Below are 5,874 nucleotides of genomic sequence, written 5' to 3'. Positions count from 1 at the left end.
AAATACCCCGCCCCAGCCCGCCGACGCCCTTCGCCTGGCCGGTAGCGGACGCATCGCGGCATTCTGCTACGGCACGCTGCCCTCGCTCTGGCCACAACTGGTGGCCTACACGCTGTACCGCTGGGAAAACAATATTCGCATGGCCAGCGTGCTCGGCTTCGTTGGCGCCGGCGGCCTGGGCCAGATGCTCTACATGAGCCTCAGCCTCTTCCAGGAAGCCCAAGCCTCGGCAGTGATCCTGGCCATGCTGGCGATGGTACTGGCGGTCGACAGCCTGAGTGCCTGGGCCAGGCAGCGCTGGGTGCGAGGCTGACCTAAACCTGAGCTCGCCCCATTTCAGTGCAATGCAGGTTTGCCGACGCGCTCCTGCACCAGCACCCAGGGGGCGACCACGACGGCCCAGAGGTCGGGGTCACGCTCCAGCCAGTCCTGCGCCTGCTCGGGCTGCATCTTCGACAGCTGTCCGCCGTGGAGCCACGCCGCTACCTTGGTCTGATCGTCCTCGGCGACGGCCAGCGCCACCTCGACCAGATCAGCATCGCCAGCCACCTGCAGCAGCGCTCCGCGAGCGAAGAACGGCTGCAGTTCTTCCCAGGTAATCGCTGCGGTTTCGCCCAACAGCTTGGCATAAAGAGTGCTTGCGTCGTCGGCCATGGGACTCACCAAATACGAAAAGGGCGCAATGATACCCGCGCCCCGATTCCCATCAAACGGTTGAATCTGCCGGCTGTGCAAACGGAGGAGACACTTCTACACTGTGCCGGTACAGTTGCCGGAGCGTTTCGGGATGTTCGCCTCTTAACGGCACTCCGGCCCGCAGGATTCAAACAATAACGATGCAAGTGGAGCACTTATGAAGACCAACCAGCGTCTTTCGAAAATTTTTCTGGCAATGGCACTGACCGGCGCAGCCAGCTACACCCTGGCCGCCGACACGATCCGCATCGGATTGGCAGGGCCGGTAACCGGGCCGGTGGCGCAGTACGGGGACATGCAGTTCATCGGGGCCGAAATGGCCATCGAGCAGATCAACAAGGCCGGCGGGGTGAACGGTCAGCAACTGGAAGGCGTGCGCTACGACGACGCCTGCGATCCGAAGCAGGCCGTGGCGGTGGCCAACAAGATCGTCAATGACGAAGTGCAGTTCGTTGTCGGCCACCTCTGCTCCAGCTCCACTCAACCGGCGTCCGACATCTATGAGGACGAAGGCATCCTGATGATCACCGCGGCTTCCACCAGCCCGGACATCACCTCCCGCGGTTACGAGCTGATCTTCCGCACCATCGGCCTCGACAGCCTGCAGGGCCCGACCGCCGGCAACTTCATTGCCGACCACGTCAAGCCGAAGAACGTCGCAGTCATCCATGACAAGCAGCAGTACGGTGAAGGCATTGCCACTGCCGTCAAGCAGACCCTGGAAAGCAAGAACATCAAGGTTGGCCTGTTCGAAGGCATCAATGCCGGCGACAAGGACTTCTCCTCGCTGATCGCCAAGCTCAAGCGCGAAGGCGTGGATTTCGTCTACTACGGCGGCTACCACCCGGAACTGGGTCTGCTGCTGCGTCAGTCCAAGGAAAAAGGCCTGAACGTACGCTTCATGGGTCCGGAAGGCGTCGGCAACTCGGAAATCTCCGCCATCGCCGGCCCGGCTTCCGAAGGCATGTACGTGACGCTGCCGAAGTCGTTCGATCAGGACCCGCGCAACAAGGAACTGGTAGACGGCTTCAAGGCCAAGAAGCAGGACCCGAGCGGCCCGTTCGTATTCCCCGCCTACGCCGCCGTGCAAGTCATTGCCGAAGGTATCGAGAAAGCCGGCAGCACCGACACCGCCAAGGTGGCAGAGGCGCTGCGCAGCAACACCTTCGACACCCCGACCGGCATGCTCTCCTTCGACGAGAAGGGCGACCTGAAGGACTTCAACTTCGTCGTCTACGAATGGCACCAGGACGGCACCAAGACCGAAGCCAAGTAAATTCCATCAGCCTGACGAAGCCCACACTCGCTTGTGGGCTTTGTTTTAAGCAGGCGGCCCAGCCAAAAGCACCCGGGTCGCCCTGCCGTACCTGTAATTCAACGAGCGGCCTGAACAGCAGGCCCACCTCGAACCGATGCCGTGCGTGATCCGCAGGGCACCGTACCGCAGTGGCGCCGCGCCAGGGTGTGCGGTGCGTTCGACGTGGGCAGCGCAGCAGACCGAAACGCAATTGCAGGGACTTCGGGAGAGCAGTGATGCCTGAGCTTTACCACTACCTACAACAGCTGATCAACGGGCTCACCGTTGGCAGCACCTATGCGCTGATCGCCATCGGCTACACGATGGTGTACGGCATCATCGGCATGATCAATTTCGCCCACGGCGAGGTGTACATGATCGGCTCGTATGTCGCCTTCATCGCCATTGTCGGCCTGTCCATGATGGGCTTGGATGCGCTGCCTATCTTGATGATGGGTGCGTTCGTCGCCGCCATCATCGTCACCAGCGCCTACGGCTACAGCATCGAACGGGTCGCCTACCGCCCGCTACGTGGCAGTAACCGCCTGATTCCGCTGATCTCGGCCATCGGCATGTCGATCTTCCTGCAGAACGTCGTGCTGCTGGCTCAGGATTCCAAGGACAAGGCGATTCCCAACCTGATGCCGGGCAATCTGGTGTTCGGTGAAAGCACCATGAATGGCGTGGTGATTTCGTACATGCAGATCCTGATCTTCGTGGTCACCTTCGTTGCCATGTACGGGCTGACGATGTTCATCTCGCGGTCACGTCTGGGGCGCGCCTGCCGCGCCTGCGCAGAAGACCTGAAGATGGCCAACCTGCTGGGCATCAACACCAACGGCATCATCGCCCTGACCTTCGTCATCGGCGCTGCGCTGGCCGCCATCGCAGCGGTACTGATCAGCATGCAGTACGGCGTGATCAACCCGCACATCGGCTTCCTCGCCGGCATCAAGGCATTCACCGCGGCGGTACTCGGCGGCATCGGCAGCATTCCGGGCGCCATGCTCGGCGGCCTGGTGCTTGGCGTAGCAGAGGCCTTCGGTGCCGACATCTTCGGTGACCAGTACAAGGACGTCGTGGCGTTCAGCCTGCTGGTGCTGGTCCTGCTGTTCCGCCCCACCGGCATCCTCGGCCGCCCGGAGGTGGAAAAGGTATGACCGGCAATCTCCGTACAGCCTTCTTCAGCGCCCTGCTGGTCATCGCCGTTGCGGTGCCGGTATTTGGCCTGAAGCTCACCACCGTCGGCATCCGCGTCGAAGTGCACGGCGCCGAAGCCGGTACGTTCTGGATCATCGCCGCCTGCGCGGTAGCCATGTTCGTCTGGCAACTGTTCCGTACTCACCTGGCCGCCGGCTGGGCCGCCAGCCCAAGCCTGCCGAGCGTACCCGCAGGCGCGGGCAGCTTCCTTACCCTGCCCTCGACCCAACGCTGGATCATCATCGCTCTGATCCTCGTCGGGCTGGCGTGGCCGTTCTATGGGTCACGTGGCGCGGTGGACATCGCCACGCTGATCCTGATCTACGTGATGCTCGGCCTCGGCCTGAACATCGTCGTCGGTCTGGCCGGCCTGCTCGACCTGGGTTACGTCGGCTTCTACGCCGTCGGTGCCTACACCTATGCGCTGCTCTCGCACTACTACGGGGTCGGGTTCTGGACTGCACTGCCCATCGCCGGCGCGATGGCGGCGCTGTTCGGCTTCCTGCTGGGCTTCCCGGTGTTGCGCCTGCGCGGTGACTATCTGGCCATCGTGACTCTCGGCTTCGGCGAGATCATCCGCATCCTGCTGCGCAACATGACCGACCTCACCGGCGGCCCGAACGGCATCAGCGGCATCGACAAACCGACCCTGTTCGGCCTGTCCTTCGACCGCCGCGCAGCCGAGGGCATGCAGACGTTCCACGAGTATTTCGGCATGGCCTACAACTCGGTGAACAAGGTGATCTTCCTCTACCTGATTGCCCTGCTACTGGTGCTGTTGACGTTGTTCGTGATCAACCGCCTGCTACGCATGCCTATCGGACGCGCCTGGGAAGCCCTGCGCGAAGACGAGATCGCCTGCCGCGCGCTGGGCATGAACCCCACCGTGATCAAGCTCTCGGCCTTCACCCTCGGTGCGACCTTCGCCGGGTTTGCCGGCAGCTTCTTCGCCGCACGCCAGGGTCTGGTATCGCCGGAGTCGTTCACCTTCATCGAGTCGGCGATCATTCTCGCCATCGTCGTGCTGGGTGGCATGGGCTCGCAGCTCGGGGTGATCCTCGCAGCCATCGTGATGATCCTGCTGCCTGAGCTGATGCGCGAATTCAGCGAATACCGCATGTTGATGTTCGGCGCCCTGATGGTGCTGATGATGATCTGGCGTCCGCAAGGCCTGCTGCCGATGCAACGCCCACACCTGGAGCTGAAGCAATGAGCCGCCCGATTCTCGAAGTACGCGGCCTGATGATGCGTTTTGGCGGCCTGCTGGCGGTCAACGAGGTGGGGCTGACGGTACATGACAAGCAAGTGGTTTCGATGATCGGCCCCAACGGCGCCGGCAAGACCACGGTGTTCAACTGCCTGACCGGTTTCTACCAGCCGACCGCCGGAGAAATCCTCCTCGACGGTACGCCGATCCATGGCCTGCCGGGCCACAAGATCGCTCGCCAGGGCGTGGTACGCACCTTCCAGAATGTCCGCCTGTTCAAGGACATGACGGCGGTGGAAAACCTGCTGGTGGCACAGCATCGCCATTTGAACACCAACTTCCTCGCCGGTCTCCTGAAGACCCCGGGATTTCGTAAGAGCGAGCGCGCGGCGATGGACTTTGCTGCGCACTGGCTGGAGCAGGTGAATCTGACCGATGTAGCCAACCGCCCGGCTGGAACCCTCGCCTACGGCCAGCAGCGCCGCCTGGAGATCGCCCGCTGCATGATGACGCGTCCGCGCATCCTCATGCTCGACGAGCCGGCGGCGGGCCTCAACCCAAAGGAAACCGAGGATCTCAAGGCGCTGATCGCCATGCTGCGTGACGAACATGGGGTCACGGTGCTGCTGATCGAACACGACATGAAGCTGGTCATGAGCATTTCCGACCACATTTACGTGATCAATCAGGGCACGCCGCTGGCCGATGGTTCGCCCGAACAGGTGCGCAACAATCCGGACGTGATCAAAGCCTACCTGGGGGAGGCGTAAGCATGCTGACTTTCGAAAACGTCTCGACCTTCTACGGCAAGATCCAGGCCTTGCATGGCATCAACGTGCAAGTCGAACAGGGCGAGATCGTCACCCTGATCGGCGCCAACGGTGCCGGCAAGTCGACCCTGCTGATGACCCTGTGCGGCTCGCCGCAGGCGGCCAGTGGCAGCATCCGCTTCCAGGGCGAGGAGCTGGTCGGCCAGCAGACCTGCGACATCATGCGCAAGGCCATCGCCGTGGTACCCGAAGGGCGGCGGATCTTCGCCCGTCTGACGGTTGAGGAAAACCTCTCCATGGGCGGCTTCTTCACCGGCAAGACGGACTTTCAGGAACAACTGGACAAGGTGCTCGGCCTGTTCCCGCGGCTCAAGGAGCGCTACCAGCAACGCGGTGGCACCATGTCCGGCGGTGAACAGCAGATGCTCGCCATCGCCCGCGCGCTGATGAGCAAACCCAAGCTGCTGCTACTCGACGAGCCATCGCTGGGCTTGGCGCCGATCATCATCCAGCAGATTTTCGAGATCATCGAACAGCTGCGTGAGGATGGCGTGACGGTGTTCCTGGTCGAGCAGAACGCCAACCAGGCGCTCAAGCTGGCCGACCGCGGTTACGTGCTGGAGAACGGGCATATCGTCATGCAGGGCAGCGGCGAGGACCTGCTGACCGATCCGAAAGTGCGCGACGCCTACCTGGGCGGCTGA

7 protein-coding genes are annotated in these 5,874 nt (G+C 62.4%); 6 read left to right on the top strand and 1 reads right to left on the bottom strand.

From position 1 onward, the window contains the following. A partial coding sequence (locus LO50_RS20220; protein WP_044316163.1) for a PhnE/PtxC family ABC transporter permease occupies nucleotides 1-313 on the top strand: 313 nt, incomplete at its 5' end. A 23-nt stretch (nucleotides 314-336) separates the two neighbouring features. Here the strand turns inward: LO50_RS20220 and LO50_RS20215 are convergent. Then, on the bottom strand, nucleotides 337-654 hold the full coding sequence (locus tag LO50_RS20215) for a DUF2288 domain-containing protein (RefSeq protein ID WP_014821206.1): 318 nt from the start codon (nucleotides 652-654) through the stop codon (nucleotides 337-339). Between the two features lie 199 nt (nucleotides 655-853). Here LO50_RS20215 and LO50_RS20210 point away from each other — a divergent pair, with 199 nt between their 5' ends. From LO50_RS20210 to LO50_RS20190, 5 genes are all read left to right on the top strand, one after another. Then, on the top strand, nucleotides 854-1,972 hold the full coding sequence (locus tag LO50_RS20210; protein ID WP_041013239.1) for a branched-chain amino acid ABC transporter substrate-binding protein: 1,119 nt from the start codon (nucleotides 854-856) through the stop codon (nucleotides 1,970-1,972). Nucleotides 1,973-2,229: 257 nt separating this feature from the next. After that, nucleotides 2,230-3,153: a high-affinity branched-chain amino acid ABC transporter permease LivH gene (gene livH / locus LO50_RS20205; RefSeq protein ID WP_003299167.1), complete on the top strand. Its 924-nt coding sequence runs from the start codon at nucleotides 2,230-2,232 to the stop codon at nucleotides 3,151-3,153. Next, nucleotides 3,150-4,406 carry a high-affinity branched-chain amino acid ABC transporter permease LivM gene (locus tag LO50_RS20200; RefSeq protein ID WP_014821208.1) on the top strand — a complete coding sequence of 419 codons (1,257 nt, stop codon included), beginning with the start codon at nucleotides 3,150-3,152 and terminating at the stop codon, nucleotides 4,404-4,406. The genes livH and LO50_RS20200 overlap by 4 nt, the downstream gene beginning before the upstream one ends. Further along, the gene (livG, locus tag LO50_RS20195; RefSeq protein WP_014821209.1) at nucleotides 4,403-5,170 is read left to right on the top strand and encodes a high-affinity branched-chain amino acid ABC transporter ATP-binding protein LivG; all 768 of its coding nucleotides are present in this window, start codon (nucleotides 4,403-4,405) and stop codon (nucleotides 5,168-5,170) included. Before LO50_RS20200 ends, livG begins: the two co-directional genes overlap by 4 nt. Before the next feature lie 2 nt (nucleotides 5,171-5,172). Then, nucleotides 5,173-5,874 (top strand): ABC transporter ATP-binding protein, encoded by a 702-nt coding sequence (locus tag LO50_RS20190; protein ID WP_014821210.1) that lies wholly within the window; start codon nucleotides 5,173-5,175, stop codon nucleotides 5,872-5,874.

Origin of the sequence: Stutzerimonas stutzeri (genome assembly GCF_000935215.1) — a bacterium.
Classification (GTDB): domain Bacteria; phylum Pseudomonadota; class Gammaproteobacteria; order Pseudomonadales; family Pseudomonadaceae; genus Stutzerimonas.
Note: the sequence above shows the minus strand (reverse complement) of the source record. Positions and strands in the feature narration are given on the sequence as shown.